The following is a 20,008-nucleotide window of genomic DNA, read 5'->3' as shown; positions in this document are numbered from 1 at the left end:
TTGCTGAAAATCAGCCATCTATCGGGCGGCTACGGCAAGGAGCCGGTCGTCCGGGATGTTTCATTCGAAGTAGGAAAAGGGGAAGTGCTCGGCATCCTCGGCCCGAACGGCAGCGGAAAGTCGACGCTGCTGAAAATCATTTCGGGCATTTTGCCGAAGCAGCAGGGGACTGTCGAAATTGACGGCCGGAATGCTTCGGTTTACTCCCAGAAAGAGTTCGCCCGGAAAGTCGCCGTCCTGCCGCAGCTTCATGCGCATGCATTTTCGCATACGGTGAAGGATACCGTCTCACTCGGCAGGTACCCGCATCAATCGGGGCTGTTTTCGGTCTGGAGCGACCGGGATGAGGCGGCGGTGCAGGAAGCGATGGCCTATACAGGTGTGACGAAGTATACGGACGCTGCGATTGAACTGCTGTCAGGCGGGGAGCAGCAGCGCGTGTTTGTCGCGCAGGCGCTTGCCCAGGAAGCGCAGGTGCTGTTGCTGGATGAACCGACTAACCATCTGGACATCGCCCATCAGCAGCAGCTTCTCGATACGGTCAAGCGGCATGCGGCGGAAAAAGGGGTCACTGTCGTCTCTGTGTTCCATGACATCAATCTCGCGTCACTCTACTGCGACCGGCTTCTGCTCATGGAGACAGGGAAAGTCGTGACGATCGGCGAGCCGCTCGATGTCGTGAAAGAGGGACTGATCGGACGTGTCTATGAAGCCCGTGTCGCGACGCAGCCCCACCCTGAACTTCCGAAACCGCAGATGACGCTCCTTCCTGATACAATGGAGAAAACAGAGCCGTTGTCGATCAGGAAAGACGAGATCAAGATATCTGCGAGGCATGTCGCGCTGACTGCAGAAAAGCCGCTAAAGACGCTGTCGTCCGCGGTGCATAACCCGGGCATGGGCTGGTACCGGAGCTTCGTCAACCGGCATGTCGATGCGGATTATAACTGCGAAAATGTGAAGACGGAAAATGCCGCGTATCTCGAAGCGGAGGGGTTTCATCTAACGGAGACGGTCGGCATGATGACGGCTGTCACGACGGAGCATGCGGAAGTGGAAGCCTATGAAGCGGAAGGCGCTTCCATCGTCGTCATGGTGACGGCGGGCGTCGGCAATGCGGTCGATGTGTCCCAGGCGCTCAGCCGTGAAACGCGTGTCGGCACGATCAACACTTGGATTTTCGTGAACGGCCGGCTGTCCGAGGAGGCGTTCATCCAGGCGGTGATCACCGGGACGGAAGCGAAAGCGAAAGCCCTTCAAGAGGAATCAATCCTTGATCCGCTCACCGGCACGATTGCTACAGGCACCTCGACAGATTCCCTTCTCGTCGCAGCGACCCAGCAAGGTGCGTTCCATGAATATGCAGGACCTGTCGCGCCGCTCGGAAAACTGGTTGGCCAAGGGGTCTACGACTGCACGGTGCGTGCGATACGCGCTTACAAACAAGCGAAAGGGTGGACATGATGATCCCCGCTCATTTCATCGCCATCGCGCTCGGCTTTTGGCTCGACCGCCTTATCGGCGACCCGCCTCAATTGCCGCACCCAGTCAGGTGGATCGGCACGTTCATCTCGAAATTGACGAAGATGCTGAATCAAGGCGGATTCCGCATCGCGAAAGGCGGGCTGCTGCTTGTGTTAGTTGCCGGCACTGTCACGGCAGCCGCTTTGTTGTTGGTGAGCGCTGCATATAGCGTACATCTGGTCGCAGGCATTATGGTCGAAGCGGTCCTGATTGCGGTCGGTCTTGCGCAGAAGAGCCTGAAAGACGCAGCTATGGACGTATACCGGCCGCTTGAAGCAGGCGATCTGGCGGAAGCGAGGACGAAGCTGTCGTGGATTGTCGGACGCGATACGAAGCAGCTCGGAGAGAGCGAAATCGCCCGAGGCACGGTGGAAACTGTATCGGAAAACATAGCGGACGGCATCACGTCGCCGCTGTTCTGGGCTTTCCTTCTCGGCGCGCCGGGACTCTGGCTGTACAAAGCGGTGAACACGCTCGATTCGATGGTCGGCTACCGGGATGAGCGGTATGAGCAGTTCGGCAAGGTGTCGGCACGGGCGGATGATGTGCTGAACTTCATCCCCGCTAGGATCACTGGGCTGCTCATCGTCCTGACCGTCGTAAATGAGGCGAAGCTGCCGCTCGGAAAACGGTTTTCCGGCTGGCTCCGAGACGCCCGGCGGCACCCAAGCCCGAACAGCGGGTATCTCGAAGCTGCGACCGCCTGGCAGCTCGGCATCCGGCTCGGCGGCACGAATACATACAGGGGCGTCGTCTCGAGGCGGCCGGAATTCGGTCCCGGGCTGACCCCTTTGAAAGCGCAGCATATCGATGCGGCGATCCGCCAGATGCACCGGGCTGCATTCGCGTTCTGGGCTATTTTGACCGTGATAGGAGGAGTGCTCTATGCGTTTGCCTGAACACGGGGCGAACCCCCGTCTTTTATATGACCGGCTCGGCATGGAGGCCCCCGGGCGGCTGCTCGATTTCAGTGAAAACTGCAATCCCGAGGGGCCTCCGGAGAAGGTGAAGGAGATGTGGCCGGAATTGATTTCGGAGATCCGTGCCTACCCGGACCCTGGCGGCGAACCCTTTCTCAGCGAGGCGGCCGCGTTTCATGGAATTGACCGGGATTGCCTTCTCGCAGGGAACGGGGCAGCGGAACTGCTGTCGCTTCTCGCGGAACGATACCGCGGCAAGCGGGTGCTCGTCGTGCATCCGGCGTTTTCGGAGTATGAGGCGACACTTGTGGCGAAGGGAGCCATCGTGGGGCGGATTGTCGCTTCGGAGGTGGATGGGTTTCAACTTCCAGTTAATGAAATCCTTGATACGCTGCAGGAGGCGGATGCGATTTATCTTTGCACGCCGAATAATCCGACGGGCATCCTGCCGGAAGCGGAGCAGCTAGATAAGATCATCAGCCGTGCAGGAGAGGTTGGCTGCGATGTCGTGCTGGACGAAGCATTCATCGATTTCGTGGATGAAGGGCGGTCTTTCATTCCGAAAATCGGCAGGAATCCGCATGTGACGGTTGTCCGGTCGATGACGAAAATGTACGCGATTCCGGGGATTCGGCTTGGCTATATCGCGGCAAGTCCAGAGAGGATCCGGGACGTGAAACGGCTGGCGCCGCACTGGAATGTGAACGGCGTCGCGTCGAGCATCGGGGCAGTATGCCTTGGCGAAGAGGCGTACCGGGAACGGGCAATCCTGCATGCAGCGGATATGCGAACAAATCTGACCGCATTTCTGCGCGATAACGGATGCACGGTGACGGAGTCGGCTGCGAACTTCCTTTCATTCAAACCGGGTACAGGAAGCGTGCGTGACTTGCAGAAGCATATGCTTGAGCGGGGCATTGTCCTGCGCCATTCCGAGAATTTCATCGGGATGGACGGCGAATGGCTGCGGGTCGGCATGAAAGCGAAAAGCGACATGGCCATCATGAAAGAGGAGCTGGGCGGATGGTTCAAGGGAAATTGACGTTCGTCAGCGGCGGTGTCCGGTCCGGGAAAAGTGCGTTTGCGGAAAAGCTGCTAACGCGAGGTGGAGAAGAAAGGCTCGTCTATATCGCGTCCGGCGTGGCGTCAGACAGCGAAATGCAGGAGCGGATCCGGCAGCACCAGGAGCAGCGGAAGGGTGACGGCTGGCTGACGGTCGAGCAACCTGTGCGGCTTTCAGAAGCTCTCGAGTTTATCCGAAAAGGCGACCGGGTGCTTTGGGATTGCCTGACGACCTGGCTGGCGAACGAGCTGTACGAAGGGTGGGAAGACGGGACGCCGTGCATCGGGCGTCCGGGCTGCATGGAGAAGAAGACGGCGGAACTGCTGGAGACCGTCCGAACTATCACGGATACCGCCTCGAAGTTCGTCATCGTGTCGAATGAAGTGCTGGATGAGCCGGCGTCACTTTACGAGGAGACGTGCATCTATGCGAGCTGGATCGGCCGGCTTCATCAAGAGATTGTCAAGATTGCGGATGACGCAGTCGAGATGGAATACGGCATGCCGGTGTACTGGAAAAAAGACGGGGAGATGGTCTTCAAGTGAATGGTTTGATGGTGATGGGAACGGCGTCTGATGTCGGCAAGACGATGATCGCGGCGGCGCTCTGCCGGCTGCTTGCGGATGAGGGCGTCCGGGTCGCTCCGTTCAAGTCACAGAACATGTCGCCGTTTTCGGTAACGTTGCCGGGTGGCGAAGTGATCAGTCGTGCGCAGTACTTGCAAGCGCTGGCTGCGAGAACGGAGCCGGAAATCGCGATGAATCCGATTCTCTTGAAGCCGGTTCCCGGAATGCGTGCGGAAGTTCATCTCCTTGGAAAACCGCTCGGGCAAGTCGAAGGGATGGCCTATCGCGAGCAGTACTTCGAGCGCGGCATGGAAGCGATCCGAACGTCGCTTGATAAGCTGGCACAAACATATGAAGCAGTCATCATCGAAGGGGCGGGCAGCCCGGCCGAGATGAATCTGAATGACCGGGAGCTCGTCAATATGCGCGTCGCGGACCTTGCGGATGTGCCGGTCCTGCTCGTCGCGGACATCGAGCGCGGGGGCGCGATGGCATCCATCGTCGGCACGCTCCAGCTGCTTGCGCCTGAGCATCGGAAACGGGTGAAGGCGATTGTGATCAATAAATTCCATGGCGATACGGCCTTATTCCGGGATGGCGTGGAGTTCATTGAAACGTATACAGGCCTGCCTGTCGCAGGCGTCATCCCGCATAAGGCGGACCATGGCATTGAGGAAGAGGATGCGGACCGCCCGATTGCGGCAGCTCCTGAAGGCATCGATATCTATGATGCGTGGGCGGATCATGTGAAGACGTATCTTGATTGGCCACTTGTGAAAAGAATCATCGCAGGAGGTGCATGATGAAGGGGATTTTGCTCGCCCTCCAGTTCTTCACGTCGGTGCCTGTCCATAAGGAGCTCCCGCTCGGTAGGCGTGAAGTGACCGCAATGTATATGGCGCTGCCGTTCATCGGCGCATTGATGGGCCTGGTGATGTACGGAATCGCGGTGCTGTTTGGCGGTGTGCTCGAAACAGGGCCGCTGCTTACGTCAGTGCTCGTCGTCATCAGCGGAATTGCGATGACAGGGGGGCTGCATCTGGACGGTTTCGCGGATACAGGAGACGCGTTCTTTTCGTACCGGGACCGAAAGAAGCGGCTCGCGATTCTTGATGACCCGCGTATCGGGGCGTTCGGAGCTATGGCGATCGTTCTGCTGATCGTGCTGAAAATCGCGTTGTTTCATGAGTTGCTTTCGAGAGGGCATGCGGATCTGCTTTTGTTCACTGCTGTTCCATTGCTAGCACGGGCGGGGATGAATGTCTACTTCTGGAAGACGCCTTCAGCGAAAGAGACGGGACTTGCACACTTCTTTAAGGAAAAATTGATTGCAGGTAAAGCGGCTGCTGTTTCTGTTGCTGTTGGTATCCTGCTTTTGATTGCCATCTGGATGGTCTTTGGGTCTGTGGTGCTGCCGGCTGTGCTGCTCGGCGCGGGCGTCATCGGAACAATGTGGTACCGGAGCTGGTCGCTGAAGCATTTTGGCGGTGTCTCGGGGGATTTGTCCGGCGCTTATATTGAAGGGATGGAGGTGCTGCTCTGGCTCGCCGTTGTCCTTTGCGTGTGACGGGAGGGAACGAGCTTGCATGAACTGTATCTGATCCGCCATTTGCGGACGCCGGGGAATGAAAAGCGGCAGTATATCGGCTGGACGGATGAAAGGATCGCGGAGGGGCAGACTGCACCGCAGCTAAAGCTGGATGTTTCCGCCGTCTACGGAAGCGACCTGCTGCGTGCACGTGAAACGGCGGCGGTTTATTTCCCTGAAGCTTCATATAGGCCGGATCCGCGCTTCCGCGAATGCCATTTCGGTGATTTCGAGGGGAAGACGTATGAGGAGTTGAAGGACGTGGCCGCTTACCGGGCCTGGCTCGATGATCCGCGTGCGAATGCCCCGCCCGGCGGGGAGCTGCTTGCTGAGATGGAGAGGCGCGTCTTTGCGGCTATTTCGGAAATGCCGGGAGGAAGCGCCGTCATCACCCATGGCGGACCCATCCGGTTTTTATTGACGAAGTTCGCGGGTGAGCCTCGTCAGTTCTGGGAATGGAAAGTTCCTCATGGGTCGGTTTGGAAATTGTCATGGAAGACTGCTGAAGATATGAAGGAGGGGATCAGATGCATGTCATTATCGGAGGAGCCCATAACGGGAAACGGGAGTTTGTAGGGAAGCTGCTCTCTGATCCGGACGCATGGACGTGGGTCGGAGAAGGCCACGAGGAGGATCTTGATTCGATAAAGGGTAAAGACGCGGAGTCCATTGTGATTGATGGCGTCGAGGGCTGGCTCGAGCAGACGGAGCTGGACGAAGAGGCAGCGATTCAGCATATACTGGAAGTGACGGAAGGACGGAATGTGATTTGCATCCTGACGGACATCGGCAGGGGGATTGTGCCGATGGATAAAGGACAGCGGGAGCTGCGGGATGCGTGCGGACGGCTGTATCAGCGGCTGATGGAGCAGGCGGATGAAGTGACGCGCATCTGGTACGGCCTTGCGCAGACAATCAAGAAAAGGGGAGAGGCACAATGAAAATCTACACACGCACAGGGGATAAAGGGAAGACGAGCCTGATCGGAGGACGCGTTGATAAGGACAGCCTTCGGGTGGAGGCCTACGGCACGATCGATGAACTGAATTCGTTCATCGGCAAGGCGATGACGGAGCTGGATCGGGGGAAATTTGCGGATATGCTGGAGGATCTTGAAGCCGTGCAGAACGAATTGTTCGATGGCGGCGGAGACCTCGCGAATGTGATGAAGGAGCGCCATTACAAACTGTCGGAAGAACCGATCGAGGTACTTGAGAAGCGGATCGATGAATTGATGGACGAAGCGCCGCCGCTTGAGAAGTTCATCTTGCCGGGAGGATCGCCTGCTGCAGCGACGCTCCATATCGCGAGGACGGTGACGCGCCGGGCGGAACGGCTGACCGTGACGCTCATGAAGGCGGAAGAGGACGTGCCAGGCACGGTGCAAAAATATTTGAACCGGCTGTCGGACTATTTGTTCGTTGCGGCACGCATCGTCAACGCGCGTCTCGGCGTGCCGGATAACGAATATGTCCGCAGTGCGAAAGTGTTCCGGACGGATAAAAAGAAAGAGGACTGATGAGACGGACGAAACGGCTTGCGCTCACCGCCATGTTCGCGGCGCTGTGCGCGGTCTTCGGTTTTATTAAAATCCCATCCGGCGTCGGTTCGCTCGCGCTGGATGCAGTGCCGGCGCTGATCAGTGCTGCATTTTTGCCGCCTGCATTCGCTGGGATGGCTGCGGCGTTCGGCCATCTGTCTTCGGCTTTGTATGCGGGCTTTCCGCTCGGTCCGCTTCATATCGTCATCGCAATTGAAATGCTGCTCATTTTGTACGTATTCACGCGGCTGCACAGAAGCGGCCGGACCGTGTTGATGTGGGTATTCTTTGTGATTGCTAACGGTTTGCTTGCGCCGCTGCCGTTCTATTTCCTCGTCTCGCCGGCATTCTTCACGGGTGCAGTGCCTGCCATTTTCCTGTCGGCCTTGCTGAATGCGCTGGTCGCGGGGATTTCCATGCAGGCGGTGAAAAAAGCGGCGCATGGCCGGAAGGGGTTGATCCAATGAGAAATGCGGTAGATATCGGCGGCGGGCTGATCCTGACGACGGATAATTCGGGCGGCGTCGGAGAGAAAGAGGCGGATCTCGTCCGAGCGGCTGACCGCGTGACCGCCCGTTTCGCGGCTCGTGTCGGCTTGCTCGAACAATGGGCGGCGGGGGCAGAGCCGTCTGTCGTCCTGCTGCATAACTTCAGCGGGGAAGGCAGCTGGGACAACTATGCGGCCGGCGTTGCGGACATTTTTGAGGAAGCAGGCGCACAGGTGCCGGACATATCGGGCAGCACGGAGTCCAACATGACACTCCTGCAGTCCGCGCTCGCAGTGACGATGATCGGGCGGAGAACCCGGGAAGCGGATGGCGGTCCGCTCGCCTGGTTCACCTGCGGAACGCCACTCGTCGGAAGCGACGTACTCGCCCGGCAGGAGGAAATTGCGCCGCTGCGCCTGATCCGGGAGGCGCTCGATCAAGGACTGGCAAGGCGCGTCTGGCCAGTCGGCTCCAGCGGCATTGGCCAGGAAGTGCGGCGCCTGGCCGGCGTGGATGTTGCATTTGACACGCTGCACGACCCGGACGCCTCCGCCGGACCGTCAACATGCGTCCTGCTCGGCGTGCCGGTGGATGCGCAGGCGAGCGCCATCCAGCATTTCGGCGGGATGCTGCACGCACTTCATTTCATAAAATAAATGAGACCATCCGTGCTGAACGCGGATGGTTTTTTTAGTCGAAGGAAGCAATGTGGGTGCGTTTTGAAGCAACCGGCTGCCGGTAAGAAGCAATCGCAACCAAAATCTAAGCAAATAAGCAAAATAGGAAGCAACGATCAGCCGGAAATGAGCAATACCCGGTTGAAAGGAAGCAATGTGCAGGAGAGTCATAGCCAGCAGCTTCGCCATAAGCGAAAGTAAGCAACAATCCGGCGTTTCGAAGCAACTGGCCGCCGATAAGAAGCAATCGAGACCATGATCTAAGCAATCAAGCAAAATAGGAAGCAACGGCCCGCCGAAAGTAAGCAAGCGCTGCTCAAAAGTAAGCAATGCCCGGCAAAACGCCGGTGATAGTTTGCCAAAGGCACTTCGTGCGGCGGGAGTTGGCGGAGGATCGGAAACTATCCCGCGCACATTTCGTCAGGCGAAGAAGTCGAACTTCCCTGACTAGCAGAAAATAAACGTTGACTGAATGCTCATTCATTATTACACTAGAAACAGGGAATCGACAGAAGTATTATTTTCTACTACACTATTCATAACGTTTATTCGATTACAGGGAAGGAGAGGGCATTGATGTCACCATTACTCATTGCAAACTGGGTGTTGTTCCTGGCGGTTGTGGCATATGGCCTGGCGCTGTTCACATACTTGATCCGTTCGCGCGTCGAGTATATCAAGCTCGGCCGGAAAGAGGAGTTTGACAGCCGGGTGAGTGAGCGGCTGCGGGCGATTTGGGTCAATGTGTTTGGCCAAAAGAAGTTATTAAAGGATAAGAAAAGCGGAACGATCCACGTCATGTTCTTCTACGGGTTTTTGCTCGTGCAGTTCGGCGCGATCGATCTGATCTGGAAAGGGCTGAAGCCGGGGTCGCATTTGGCACTCGGTCCGGTGTACGGCGCGTTCACGTTCTTCCAGGAGATTGTCGTCTTCATGATTCTCGTTGCGGTTGTCTGGGCGTTCCACCGCCGCTATGTCGAGAAGCTGGTACGCTTGAAGCGCGGCTGGAAGTCGGGGCTTGTGCTCATTTTCATCGGCACGCTGATGCTGTCGACGTTGGTTGCGAATGGTATGAATATGATTTGGCAGGGGCATGAGACGACTTGGACAGAACCGATGGCGTCTGCAATTGCAACCGCTTTCGCGTTCCTGCCGCCGACTGCAGCTGCCGCCATCTTCTTTGTGGCGTGGTGGATCCACTTGATCACGCTTCTCACATTCCTCGTGTATGTGCCGCAATCGAAGCACGCGCACTTGATCGCGGGGCCGGTCAATACGTATATGATGCGTTTCGACCGCCGCGGTAAGCTGGCGCCGCTTGATTTCGAAGCGCTTGAGGAAGCGGAGGATGAGGATGACATGCCGGCGCTCGGCGTTGGCAAGATCACCGATTTCACGCAGAAGCAGATGATCGACTTCTACGCATGCGTGGAATGCGGGCGCTGTACGAATATGTGTCCTGCAACGGGAACAGGCAAAATGCTGTCGCCAATGGACTTGATCACAAAGCTTCGCGACAACTTGACGAACACAGGCGCGCTTGTGACGAAGAAGCAGCCATGGGTCCCTACGTTTGCGTTCAAGCAGACAAAAGGCAACCAGATCGCACTTGCGGCTGGTCTGGAAGGCGCTTCCATCGACGATATTTACAACCCGTCCCTCATCGGGGATGTCATTACAGAAGAGGAAATATGGGCGTGCACGACTTGCCGGAACTGTGAAGACCAGTGCCCGGTCATGAACGAACACGTCGATAAAATCATCGACCTCCGCCGTTACCTCGTCATGACGGAAGGGAAGATGGACGCGGATGCACAGCGTGCGATGACGAACATCGAGCGCCAAGGGAATCCGTGGGGCCTTAACCGGAAAGAGAAAGAGAACTGGCGCGATGCGCGTCCGGATCTTCATATTCCGACAGTCAAGGAAGCGAAGAAAGCGGGCGAGGAGTTCGAGTATCTTCTCTGGGTCGGCGCAATGGGCGCATTCGACAACCGTTCACAGAAGATCGCTCTCGCGTTTGCGCATTTGCTGAACGAAGCGGGCGTCAAGTTCGCGATCCTTGGCAATAAAGAGAAGAATTCCGGCGACACGCCGCGCCGTCTCGGGAACGAATTCCTGTTCCAGGAGCTTGCGACTGCGAATATCGAAGAGTTCGAAAAGAACGGGGTCACGAAGATCGTCACAATCGACCCGCACGCATACAATATTTTCAAGAATGAATATCCGGATTTCGGCTTCAAAGCGGAAGTCCTCCACCATACGGAACTTCTCGATCAGCTCGTCAAGCAAGGCAAGCTGAAACCGCAGCACGCGATCAACGAAACGATCACATTCCACGATTCGTGCTACCTCGGCCGCTACAATGATGTCTATGATCCGCCGCGTGAGATTCTGAAGGCGATTCCAGGCGTCAACCTAGTCGAGATGAAGCGGAACCGCAACGACGCGATGTGCTGCGGAGCCGGTGGAGGTCTCATGTGGATGGAAGAGGACGCAGGGCACCGCATCAACGTTGCGCGTACCGAGCAGGCGCTTGAAGTGAGCCCGGGCATCATCTCGTCCGGCTGCCCATACTGCCTGACGATGCTTTCGGACGGCACGAAAGCGGTCGAAGTCGAAGACAAAGTCGGCACGTACGATATCGCGGAATTGCTTGAGCGGTCCGTGTTCGGCGAAGATTATGAACCTGCTATTGTCGAGGAAGAAGAACCAATCTTGCAATAAGATGATTGCAGATAGAAATGAACAGCGATATAATTAAGAAAATAGGAACTAGCGGATGCATTGCTAGTTTTCCTGGCAACCGAAGAGGGAGTGGAGATGCTCCCTCTTTTTTTGAACACTCGTCGAGCGAGCGTTCAGTCAGCGGTTTATCCAGAAATGAAAACGCTATCAAACATATGGAGGCGGTTCAATTGGCAAAGACAGTCATTCTTGACGGGGCACGCACCCCGTTTGCGAAACTCGGCGGTGCCCTTGCGTCAAAATCGGCGAGCGATCTCGGCGGCATTGCAATCAAGGAAGCGCTCAGCCGCGCAGGCGTGCAGCCTGACGAAGTCGACGAAGTGATCATGGGAACAGTGCTTCAGGCAGGACAGGGGCAGATCCCTTCCCGCCAGGCGGCGACGAAAGCGGGCATCCCGTGGAATGTCAAAACGGAGACGGTCAACAAAGTGTGCGCGTCCGGCATGCGTGCTGTCACGCTCGGCGACCAGCTCATCCGGCTCGGCGACGAAGAAACGATTGTTGCGGGCGGCATGGAATCGATGTCAAACGCGCCGTATTATGCGCCGGGCGTTCGTTTTGGACTCAAAATGGGCGACGCGGCGCTCGTCGACGGCATGATCTACGACGGACTTTCCTGCTCGTTCTCGCCGGACCGCGTCCATATGGGCACATACGGAAACAGTACGGCAGATGAATTTTCAATCAGCCGGGAGACCCAGGATGAATGGTCGCTCCGCAGTCATGAACGCGCACTGAAGGCGATCGATGAAGGGCTGTTCGCTGAAGAAATCACGGCAGTTGAAATCCCGCAGCGCAAAGGCGATCCGGTCCGCGTCGATACGGACGAAGCGCCGCGCCGCGATACATCACTCGAATCGCTCGCGAAACTGCGTCCTGCATTCGGCAAGGAAGGCACGATCACGGCAGGAAACGCGCCGGGCGTCAATGACGGGGCCGCGGCTCTCGTCCTTATGAATGAAGAGCGGGCAGAGAAGGAAGGGAAATCGGTGCTTGCAACGATCCTTGGCCATGCCGAGGTCGCCATCGAGCCGCAGAATTTCCCCCAGACGCCTGGGCTTGTCATCAATGAACTTCTGAAGAAGACGGGCAAGACATTGGAAGAGATCGATCTGTTCGAGATCAACGAAGCGTTTGCTGCAGTCGCACTTGCAAGCTCGCAAATCGCGGGTCTTGATCCTGAAAAAGTGAACGTTAACGGCGGCGCGGTCGCGCTCGGCCATCCGATCGGGGCAAGCGGCGCGCGGATCATTCTGACACTTGCGTATGAATTGAAGCGCCGAGGCGGCGGAATCGGAATCGCGTCGATCTGCTCGGGCGGCGGCCAGGGCGATGCAATCATGATCGAAGTGCCGAAGCAGTAACCGGAAAAACAGAACATGGTGCGCCTGCTCGCTGGGGCGCGGCCATTCATTCATATGAAAAGCATGGGAGGCAGTCAGATGGAAATCAAAAAGGTAATGGTCATCGGAGCAGGACAGATGGGCGGAGGCATCGCGCAAGTATGCGCGCAGGCCGGCTATGACGTCAAACTGAATGACATCAAAGAGGAATCGTACGCGAAAGGGATCAAGGTCATCGAAAAGAACCTTGCGCGGAATGTGGAAAAGGGCCGGATGACGGAGGACGAGAAACAGGAAGTGCTCGGCCGCATCACGAAATCTCTGGACCTGAAAGACGCATCGGACGTCGATATCGTCATCGAAGCGGCCGTCGAGAACATGGACATCAAGAAATCGATCTTCAAGCAGCTTAACGAAATCGTGCCGCAGCACGCTATCCTCGCGACAAATACGTCTTCGCTCCCGATCACGGAAATCGCTGCGGTCACGAAGCGTCCGGGCAAAGTGATCGGCATGCATTATATGAATCCGGTGCCTGTCATGAAACTTGTCGAGATCATCCGCGGACTTGCAACGGAAGACGCGGTCTACCAAGCGGTCGAGGATATGACGCGCACGCTCAAGAAGACGCCTGTCGAAGTGAACGACTATCCGGGGTTCGTCGCGAACCGCGTACTCATGCCGATGATCAACGAAGCGGTGTTCACGCTGTATGAAGGCGTTGCGACAAAAGAAGCGATCGACGAAGTGATGAAGCTCGGCATGAACCATCCGATGGGCCCCCTTCAGCTTGCTGATTTCATCGGGCTCGACACATGCCTGTACATCATGGAGACGCTCTATGAAGGGTTCGGCGACTCGAAATACCGTCCATGCCCGCTGCTCCGCAAATACGTCAACGCCGGATGGCTCGGCAAGAAATCCGGCCGCGGTTTTTATGAATATTCCTGACAGGAGGCCATATACATGGACCTGCATTTCAACGAAGAACAACAGATGATGCGTAATATGGTGAGGGACTTCGCGAAAAACGATATCGAACCGTTCATCCCGCGCATGGAAGCCGGCGAGTTTCCGCGTGAGATTGTAAAGAAGATGGGCGACCTCGGCCTCATGGGCATCACCGTTCCTGAAGAATACGGCGGCGCGGGGATGGACTTCGTCTCCTATATCATCGCCATCCATGAGCTGTCCAAAGTGAGTGCCGTTGTCGGCGTCATCCTGTCCGTCCATACATCGGTCGGCACGAACCCGATACTGTATTTCGGCAATGAAGAACAGAAACAGCGCTACATACCAAAGATGGCGTCAGGCGAATACCTCGGCGCATTCTGCCTGACCGAACCGCAGGCGGGATCGGATGCGGGCTCGCTGAAGACGCGGGCAGTCTTACAAGGCGACGACTACATCATCAACGGCTCCAAAGTGTTCATTACAAACGGCGGCGAAGCGGATGTGTATATTGTCTTCGCATCGACTGATCCGGCTCAAGGCACGAAAGGCGTCACGGCGTTCATCGTCGAAAAAGGGACGCCGGGCCTTATCATCGGCAAGGACGAGGAAAAGATGGGGCTGCACGGCTCCCGCACAGTCCAGCTGACATTCGAAGATATGAAAGTGCCGCAAGCGAACATCCTCGGCGAAGTCGGGGAAGGTTTCAAGATTGCGATGGCGAACCTCGACGTCGGCCGGATCGGCATCGCCGCCCAGGCGCTCGGCATCGCGGAAGCATCGCTCGAAGCGGCAGCCGCTTATGCGAAAGAGCGCGTCCAGTTCGGCAAACCGATCGCCGCGAACCAAGGCGTCGGCTTCAAGCTCGCGGACATGGCGACAGCCGCAGAAGCAGCGCGGCTCCTCGTCTACCGGGCGGCCCAGCTCCGCGCGGAAGGCAAACCATGCGGCAAGGAAGCTTCCATGGCGAAACTGTTCGCTTCACAGACTGCAGTCGACAATGCGATTGAAGCGGTCCAAGTGTTCGGCGGCTACGGCTACACCGAGGATTACCCGGTCGAACGCTACTTCCGCGATGCGAAAGTGACGCAGATCTACGAGGGCACCAGTGAAATCCAGCGGCTTGTCATTAGCAAGAATTTGACGAAGTGAAGTTTTTTTAGGAACTTTATAAAATATATAAATATATTTAATTGGCACTCTTAGTTGCTTGGAGTGGAGGGCGGCGACTCTAGCGGGAAAAGCATGAGTCTTGAGACCCCGCAGGGAGCGTAGCGGACGAGGAGGCTCAAGCCATGCCCGCAGAAAGCGTCCGCCCGGAACGGAAAGCAACGGGTTTACGAGCAAGGTTTTACAATTCACTTTAAATAATCAATCATTCCACCACCAGCCAAGTGCGCTGGTGCAGATCCAGGAGGAACCCATTATGGACTTTACATTATCTGAAGAGCATGAAATGATCCGCAAGATGGTGCGCGATTTCGCGGTGAAGGAAGTGGCGCCGACTGCAGCGGAGCGTGACGAAGAAGAGCGTTTTGATATGGATATCTTCAAGAAGATGGCGGAGCTCGGACTGACGGGCATTCCGTGGCCGGAAGAATACGGCGGCATCGGCAGCGACTATCTTGCTTATGTGATCGCGGTCGAAGAACTGTCCCGTGTCTGCGCGTCGACAGGTGTCACGCTGAGCGCGCATACATCGCTTGCGGGCTGGCCGGTCTATAAGTTCGGCAACGAGGAGCAGAAGCAGAAATATCTTCGTCCGATGGCGGAAGGCTCGAAAATCGGTGCTTATGGCCTGACGGAGCCGGGATCCGGATCGGATGCAGGCGGCATGCGCACCACGGCGAAACTGGACGGCGACGAGTACGTCTTGAATGGCTCGAAGATCTTCATCACAAACGGCGGCATCGCTGATATTTATATCGTTTTCGCGGTCACGGATCCGGAATCGAAGCATAAAGGCACGAGCGCATTCATCGTCGAAAAGGACTTCCCGGGCTTCTCGGTCGGCAAGAAAGAGAAGAAACTCGGCATCCGTTCATCTCCTACGACGGAAATCATCTTTGACAACTGCCGCGTGCCGAAAGAGAACTTGCTTGGCGAAGAGGGCCAAGGGTTTATCATCGCAATGAAGACGCTTGACGGCGGACGGAACGGCATCGCAGCCCAAGCAGTCGGCATCGCGCAGGGCGCGCTGGACGCAGCGACTGATTACGCGAAAGAGCGTGTCCAGTTCGGCAAGCCGATTGCGGCGAACCAGGGCGTCGGCTTCAAGCTTGCGGACATGGCGACAGCGACGGAAGCATCCCGCCTTCTCACGTACCAGGCGGCTTGGCTCGAGTCCAACAACCTTCCATACGGCAAAGCGTCTGCGATGGCGAAGCTGATGGCGGGCGACACGGCGATGAAAGTGACGACAGAAGCGGTGCAGGTGTACGGCGGCTACGGCTACACGAAAGATTATCCGGTCGAGCGCTATATGCGCGACGCGAAAATCACGCAAATCTATGAAGGAACACAAGAAATACAGCGCCTCGTCATCTCCCGCATGCTGACGAAGTGACCGGGGGGATCGCGGTGGAATCAAAACGGGTAGTGAAATCGTCCGTCAAAGATGAAGGGTTGATTGAAAAAAGGCGTGAGCAGATCATTGACGGCGCGGTGAAGCTCTTCAAGGAGAAGGGCTTCCACCGTGCAACGACCCGTGAAATCGCGAAAGCGGCCGGGTTCAGCATCGGCACGCTGTATGAATACATCCGGACGAAAGAGGATGTCCTCTACCTCGTCTGCGACAATATTTACAATGAAGTGCAGAGCCGACTGCATGCGATGCCGGCGGAAGTCGGCACGCTTGAAGGCCTGCGCTCGGCGATCGACGTCTATTTCCATCTCATCGACGACATGTCCGACGAGTTTGTCGTCATGTACCAGGAATCGAAGTCATTGCCGAAAGACGCGCTTCAGTATGTGCTCAATAAAGAGCTCGAAATGATCGGGCTGTTCGAGGAGCTGCTCAGGTCCTGCGTGAAATCGGGGGAGCTGCGTCTTTCGGAAGATGAAATCATCCTCGCTGCCCATCATATCGTCATTCAAGGGCAGATGTGGGCGTTCCGCAGATGGGCGCTCGCCAAACGCTTCACGCTCGAGGAATTCATTGAAATCCAGACGGCCCAGCTGCTGGGCGGCATTTCATCACGTTCGTAAATCAGAGGGGGAGGATCACGAATGGCAACAGTAGAAGTATACAAACCGAAGCATCATATCCGTTTCGTGACGGCATCGAGCCTGTTCGACGGACATGACGCATCCATTAACATTATGCGGCGCATTTTGCAGTCGAGCGGCGCGGAAGTCATCCATCTCGGGCATAACCGCTCCGTCGAGGAGGTCGTCAACGCGGCGATCCAGGAAGACGTGCAAGGCATCGCAATTTCCTCGTATCAAGGCGGCCACGTCGAATACTTCAAATACATGCATGACCTGCTTCAGGAAAAAGGCGCTCCGCATATCCGCATCTATGGCGGCGGGGGCGGCGTCATCCTGCCGAAGGAGATCAAGGAACTGCATGACTACGGCATCGCCTGGATCTTTTCTCCGGAAGACGGACGGAAGATGGGCCTTCAGGGGATGATCAACCGGATGCTGGAGGAATGTGATTTCGCGACCGAGAAATCGGATGAGATGGCATTGCTGGAGAAGGTCGGCACGGAAAATCCAGAAGTGCTCGCGAACCTGATCACCTACGCGGAAGAGATGTACGACCAGGACAACAGAGAGGCGAAGGCGCTGATCGCAAAAGCGCGTGAGATGTCGAAGGGCACGCCGGTCCTTGGAATCACAGGTACAGGCGGCGCAGGGAAAAGTTCCCTGACGGATGAGCTGATCCGCCGGTTCTTGCGCGAATTGCCGGATAAGAACGTCGCCATCCTGTCCATCGACCCGACGAAGCAGAAGACGGGAGGCGCCTTGCTCGGCGACCGGATCCGGATGAACGCCATCTTCAATAAGCGTGTCTTCATGCGGAGCCTGGCTACGCGCGGCTCGCGCAGCGAATTGTCAGGCGCGATCAAAGACGTGCTAGACGTGACGAAAGCGGCGGGCTTTGACTTGATCATCGTCGAGACGAGCGGAATCGGGCAGGGAGATGCCGAAATCACGGAAATCTCCGATGTCTCGATGTATGTGATGACGAGCGAATTCGGTGCGCCGACGCAGCTTGAGAAGATCGACATGATCGACTTTGCGGATTTGATCGTCATCAATAAATTCGAACGCAAAGGCTCGGAAGATGCACTTGCGCAAGTGCAGAAGCAGTATCAGCGCAGCCATATGCGCTTCGAAGAGGATATCCGCTCCATGCCTGTGTATGGCACGATTGCAAGCCAGTTCAACGACAAAGGGACGAATTCCCTTTTCGCGGCGCTTGTCGCAAAATTGAACGAAAAATGCGGCCTCGACTGGGAGACGTCCTATACGGATTTCGTCAAGACGCAGAAGCAGAACGTCATCATCCCGAACGACCGCACACATTATTTGCGCGAGATCGCGGGCACAGTGCGTGACTATCACAAGAAGACCGAGCAGCAGGCGGACTTTGCGCGGCGGCTGTTCCAGCTGGAAGGTGCGATTGAAGCGGTGAAGGAATCTTCGCCGGACGATGCACTCATATCGTCGCTGGAGAACCTTGCGGAAGGCGTGCACGACGAACTTACGGCGGAATCGAAGCGGATCCTGACGAACTGGCAGGCGCTCAAGGAAGCGTATGCGGGCGATGAATTCGTTACGAAAATCCGTGACAAGGAAATCCGGACAATGCTGACGACGACGAGCCTGTCGGGCACGAAAATCCCGAAGGTCGTCCTGCCGAAATTCAAGGATTACGGCGAAATCCTCCGCTGGGTCTACCGCGAGAACGTGCCGGGTTCATTCCCGTATACGGCTGGCGTTTTCCCGTTTAAGCGCGAAGGGGAAGATCCGAAGCGCCAATTCGCAGGCGAAGGGACGCCGGAACGGACGAACCGCCGCTTCCACTACTTGTCGAAAGACGATGATGCGAAGCGCTTGTCGACAGCGTTCGACTCGGTGACATTGTACGGCGAAGATCCTGACGAACGTCCGGACATCTACGGAAAAGTCGGCGAATCGGGCGTCAGCATCTGTACGCTTGAGGACATGAAGAAACTGTACGCAGGCTTCGACCTGTGCGCGCCGTCGACTTCCGTGTCGATGACGATCAATGGACCTGCGCCGATCATTCTCGCGATGTTCATGAACACGGCGATTGACCAGCAGGTGAAGAAGAAGGAAGAGGAGCTCGGACGCATGCTGTCGGTCGAGGAATTCGCGGAAATCCGCGAAATGACGCTCGGCGTCGTGCGCGGGACAGTCCAGGCCGATATCCTGAAAGAGGACCAGGGGCAGAACACATGCATCTTCTCGACGGAATTTGCGCTCCGCATGATGGGCGACATCCAGCAGTACTTCATCGACCATAAGGTGCGGAATTACTACTCCGTCTCGATCTCCGGCTACCATATCGCGGAGGCAGGGGCAAACCCGATCTCCCAGCTCGCGTTCACTCTCGCGAACGGCTTCACGTACGTCGAATATTACCTCAGCCGGGGCATGAACATCGATGACTTCGCGCCGAACCTGTCGTTCTTCTTCTCGAACGGCCTCGATCCGGAGTATACGGTGATCGGCCGCGTGGCGAGACGCATCTGGGCCGTCGCCATGCGCGAGAAATACGGCGCGAACGAGCGGAGCCAGAAGCTGAAGTACCACGTCCAGACGTCGGGCCGTTCCCTGCACGCGCAGGAAATCGACTTCAACGATATCCGGACGACGCTTCAGGCATTGATGGCGCTGCAGGACAACTGCAACTCGCTTCACACGAACGCTTACGACGAAGCGATCACGACGCCGACCGAGGAATCGGTGCGGCGCGCGATGGCGATCCAGATGATTATCACGAAGGAGTACGGCCTCGCGAAAAACGAGAATCCGCTGCAAGGGTCTTTCATTGTGGAAGAACTGACGGATCTCGTCGAAGAAGCAGTGTTGACTGAATTCGACCGGCTCAACGACCGCGGCGGCGTGCTCGGCTCGATGGAGACGCAGTACCAGCGCGGCAAAATCCAGGAGGAATCAATGCATTACGAGCATCTGAAGCACTCCGGCGAACTGCCGATCATCGGCGTCAACACGTACCTCAATCCAAACCCGCCGTCCGAAGAGGAAATTGACAACATGGAAATCGCGCGGGCGACGAAAGAGGAAAAGGATACGCAAATCAAGAACTTGCGCGCGTTCCAATCGCGCCACGAAGACAAATCGCAGGAGGCATTGCGGAAGCTACAGCAAGTCGCAGTCTCCGGCGGCAATATCTTTGCGGAACTGATGGAAACCGTCAAATACGCGAGTCTCGGCCAGATTACCGGAGCACTTTACGAAGTCGGCGGACAATATAGACGGAATATGTAAGAACGGCAACAGGGGCGGCAGAAGCGGTAATGCATTCTGCCGCCTTTTTGCGAATGTCCGCATATCCACTTCTGCCCTGCGATATAGTGGTGGAAGATGCAGGCCGCCAGCTTA

At 56.7% G+C, this 20,008-nt stretch carries 18 protein-coding genes; all 18 read left to right on the top strand.

What is annotated here, in order from left to right; all coding sequences use genetic code 11:
- The 18 genes from ACZ5FK_RS07785 to icmF all read left to right on the top strand — a co-directional run bounded on the left by ACZ5FK_RS07785 (window position 1) and on the right by icmF (window position 19,894).
- Window positions 1-1,464 carry an adenosylcobinamide amidohydrolase gene (locus ACZ5FK_RS07785; RefSeq protein ID WP_464804368.1) on the top strand — a complete coding sequence of 488 codons (1,464 nt, stop codon included), beginning with the start codon at window positions 1-3 and terminating at the stop codon, window positions 1,462-1,464.
- A gap of 2 nt (window positions 1,465-1,466) precedes the next feature.
- Entirely contained in the window at window positions 1,467-2,423 is a 957-nt protein-coding gene (gene cbiB / locus ACZ5FK_RS07780; RefSeq protein WP_464807396.1) for an adenosylcobinamide-phosphate synthase CbiB, read from the top strand.
- Window positions 2,410-3,486, top strand: a complete 1,077-nt coding sequence (locus ACZ5FK_RS07775) for a pyridoxal phosphate-dependent aminotransferase (RefSeq protein ID WP_464804367.1) — start codon at window positions 2,410-2,412, stop codon at window positions 3,484-3,486. Before cbiB ends, ACZ5FK_RS07775 begins: the two co-directional genes overlap by 14 nt.
- The gene (locus ACZ5FK_RS07770) at window positions 3,468-4,052 is read left to right on the top strand and encodes a bifunctional adenosylcobinamide kinase/adenosylcobinamide-phosphate guanylyltransferase (RefSeq protein WP_464804366.1); all 585 of its coding nucleotides are present in this window, start codon (window positions 3,468-3,470) and stop codon (window positions 4,050-4,052) included. Before ACZ5FK_RS07775 ends, ACZ5FK_RS07770 begins: the two co-directional genes overlap by 19 nt.
- A complete protein-coding gene (locus tag ACZ5FK_RS07765) occupies window positions 4,049-4,876 on the top strand; it encodes a cobyric acid synthase (RefSeq protein WP_464804365.1) in 828 nt (275 codons plus the stop codon). The genes ACZ5FK_RS07770 and ACZ5FK_RS07765 overlap by 4 nt, the downstream gene beginning before the upstream one ends.
- On the top strand, window positions 4,876-5,640 hold the full coding sequence (gene cobS / locus ACZ5FK_RS07760; protein WP_464804364.1) for an adenosylcobinamide-GDP ribazoletransferase: 765 nt from the start codon (window positions 4,876-4,878) through the stop codon (window positions 5,638-5,640). The genes ACZ5FK_RS07765 and cobS overlap by 1 nt, the downstream gene beginning before the upstream one ends.
- 15 nt (window positions 5,641-5,655) lie before the next feature.
- Window positions 5,656-6,237 (top strand): histidine phosphatase family protein, encoded by a 582-nt coding sequence (locus ACZ5FK_RS07755; RefSeq protein ID WP_464804363.1) that lies wholly within the window; start codon window positions 5,656-5,658, stop codon window positions 6,235-6,237.
- Window positions 6,189-6,602: a bifunctional adenosylcobinamide kinase/adenosylcobinamide-phosphate guanylyltransferase gene (locus ACZ5FK_RS07750; RefSeq protein WP_464804362.1), complete on the top strand. Its 414-nt coding sequence runs from the start codon at window positions 6,189-6,191 to the stop codon at window positions 6,600-6,602. Before ACZ5FK_RS07755 ends, ACZ5FK_RS07750 begins: the two co-directional genes overlap by 49 nt.
- Window positions 6,599-7,180 carry a cob(I)yrinic acid a,c-diamide adenosyltransferase gene (locus ACZ5FK_RS07745; RefSeq protein WP_464804361.1) on the top strand — a complete coding sequence of 194 codons (582 nt, stop codon included), beginning with the start codon at window positions 6,599-6,601 and terminating at the stop codon, window positions 7,178-7,180. Before ACZ5FK_RS07750 ends, ACZ5FK_RS07745 begins: the two co-directional genes overlap by 4 nt.
- Window positions 7,180-7,668 (top strand): ECF transporter S component, encoded by a 489-nt coding sequence (locus ACZ5FK_RS07740; RefSeq protein WP_464807319.1) that lies wholly within the window; start codon window positions 7,180-7,182, stop codon window positions 7,666-7,668. The genes ACZ5FK_RS07745 and ACZ5FK_RS07740 overlap by 1 nt, the downstream gene beginning before the upstream one ends.
- A complete protein-coding gene (locus ACZ5FK_RS07735) occupies window positions 7,665-8,345 on the top strand; it encodes an alpha-ribazole-5-phosphate synthase (protein ID WP_464807318.1) in 681 nt (226 codons plus the stop codon). The genes ACZ5FK_RS07740 and ACZ5FK_RS07735 overlap by 4 nt, the downstream gene beginning before the upstream one ends.
- A gap of 597 nt (window positions 8,346-8,942) precedes the next feature.
- Window positions 8,943-11,093, top strand: coding sequence for a (Fe-S)-binding protein (locus ACZ5FK_RS07730; protein WP_464807317.1), 2,151 nt, complete (start codon window positions 8,943-8,945; stop codon window positions 11,091-11,093).
- A gap of 191 nt (window positions 11,094-11,284) precedes the next feature.
- The gene (locus ACZ5FK_RS07725) at window positions 11,285-12,478 is read left to right on the top strand and encodes an acetyl-CoA C-acetyltransferase (RefSeq protein ID WP_464807316.1); all 1,194 of its coding nucleotides are present in this window, start codon (window positions 11,285-11,287) and stop codon (window positions 12,476-12,478) included.
- 78 nt (window positions 12,479-12,556) lie between these two features.
- Entirely contained in the window at window positions 12,557-13,408 is an 852-nt protein-coding gene (locus ACZ5FK_RS07720; RefSeq protein WP_464807315.1) for a 3-hydroxybutyryl-CoA dehydrogenase, read from the top strand.
- A 15-nt stretch (window positions 13,409-13,423) separates the two neighbouring features.
- Window positions 13,424-14,560: an acyl-CoA dehydrogenase gene (locus tag ACZ5FK_RS07715; RefSeq protein WP_464807314.1), complete on the top strand. Its 1,137-nt coding sequence runs from the start codon at window positions 13,424-13,426 to the stop codon at window positions 14,558-14,560.
- Window positions 14,561-14,834: 274 nt separating this feature from the next.
- The gene (locus tag ACZ5FK_RS07710; protein WP_464807313.1) at window positions 14,835-15,974 is read left to right on the top strand and encodes an acyl-CoA dehydrogenase; all 1,140 of its coding nucleotides are present in this window, start codon (window positions 14,835-14,837) and stop codon (window positions 15,972-15,974) included.
- Between the two features lie 14 nt (window positions 15,975-15,988).
- A complete protein-coding gene (locus ACZ5FK_RS07705; protein WP_464807312.1) occupies window positions 15,989-16,615 on the top strand; it encodes a TetR/AcrR family transcriptional regulator in 627 nt (208 codons plus the stop codon).
- A 21-nt stretch (window positions 16,616-16,636) separates the two neighbouring features.
- Window positions 16,637-19,894: a fused isobutyryl-CoA mutase/GTPase IcmF gene (icmF, locus tag ACZ5FK_RS07700; protein ID WP_464807311.1), complete on the top strand. Its 3,258-nt coding sequence runs from the start codon at window positions 16,637-16,639 to the stop codon at window positions 19,892-19,894.
- Window positions 19,895-20,008 lie beyond the last annotated feature (114 nt).

The sequence above is a fragment of the Sporosarcina sp. GTC18466 genome, assembly GCF_055389225.1.
Note: the sequence above shows the minus strand (reverse complement) of the source record. Positions and strands in the feature narration are given on the sequence as shown.

What these genes read in the sequence shown, in the direction of transcription:
- ACZ5FK_RS07775 (WP_464804367.1), top strand. Translation starts at nt 2,410, where the DNA reads ATGCGTTTGCCTGAACACGGGGCGAACCCCCGTCTTTTATATGACCGG.
- ACZ5FK_RS07715 (WP_464807314.1), top strand. Translation starts at nt 13,424, where the DNA reads ATGGACCTGCATTTCAACGAAGAACAACAGATGATGCGTAATATGGTG.
- ACZ5FK_RS07750 (WP_464804362.1), top strand. Translation starts at nt 6,189, where the DNA reads ATGCATGTCATTATCGGAGGAGCCCATAACGGGAAACGGGAGTTTGTA.
- ACZ5FK_RS07745 (WP_464804361.1), top strand. Translation starts at nt 6,599, where the DNA reads ATGAAAATCTACACACGCACAGGGGATAAAGGGAAGACGAGCCTGATC.
- icmF (WP_464807311.1), top strand. Translation starts at nt 16,637, where the DNA reads ATGGCAACAGTAGAAGTATACAAACCGAAGCATCATATCCGTTTCGTG.
- ACZ5FK_RS07770 (WP_464804366.1), top strand. Translation starts at nt 3,468, where the DNA reads ATGGTTCAAGGGAAATTGACGTTCGTCAGCGGCGGTGTCCGGTCCGGG.
- ACZ5FK_RS07730 (WP_464807317.1), top strand. Translation starts at nt 8,943, where the DNA reads ATGTCACCATTACTCATTGCAAACTGGGTGTTGTTCCTGGCGGTTGTG.
- ACZ5FK_RS07740 (WP_464807319.1), top strand. Translation starts at nt 7,180, where the DNA reads ATGAGACGGACGAAACGGCTTGCGCTCACCGCCATGTTCGCGGCGCTG.
- ACZ5FK_RS07735 (WP_464807318.1), top strand. Translation starts at nt 7,665, where the DNA reads ATGAGAAATGCGGTAGATATCGGCGGCGGGCTGATCCTGACGACGGAT.
- ACZ5FK_RS07720 (WP_464807315.1), top strand. Translation starts at nt 12,557, where the DNA reads ATGGAAATCAAAAAGGTAATGGTCATCGGAGCAGGACAGATGGGCGGA.
- cobS (WP_464804364.1), top strand. Translation starts at nt 4,876, where the DNA reads ATGAAGGGGATTTTGCTCGCCCTCCAGTTCTTCACGTCGGTGCCTGTC.
- ACZ5FK_RS07710 (WP_464807313.1), top strand. Translation starts at nt 14,835, where the DNA reads ATGGACTTTACATTATCTGAAGAGCATGAAATGATCCGCAAGATGGTG.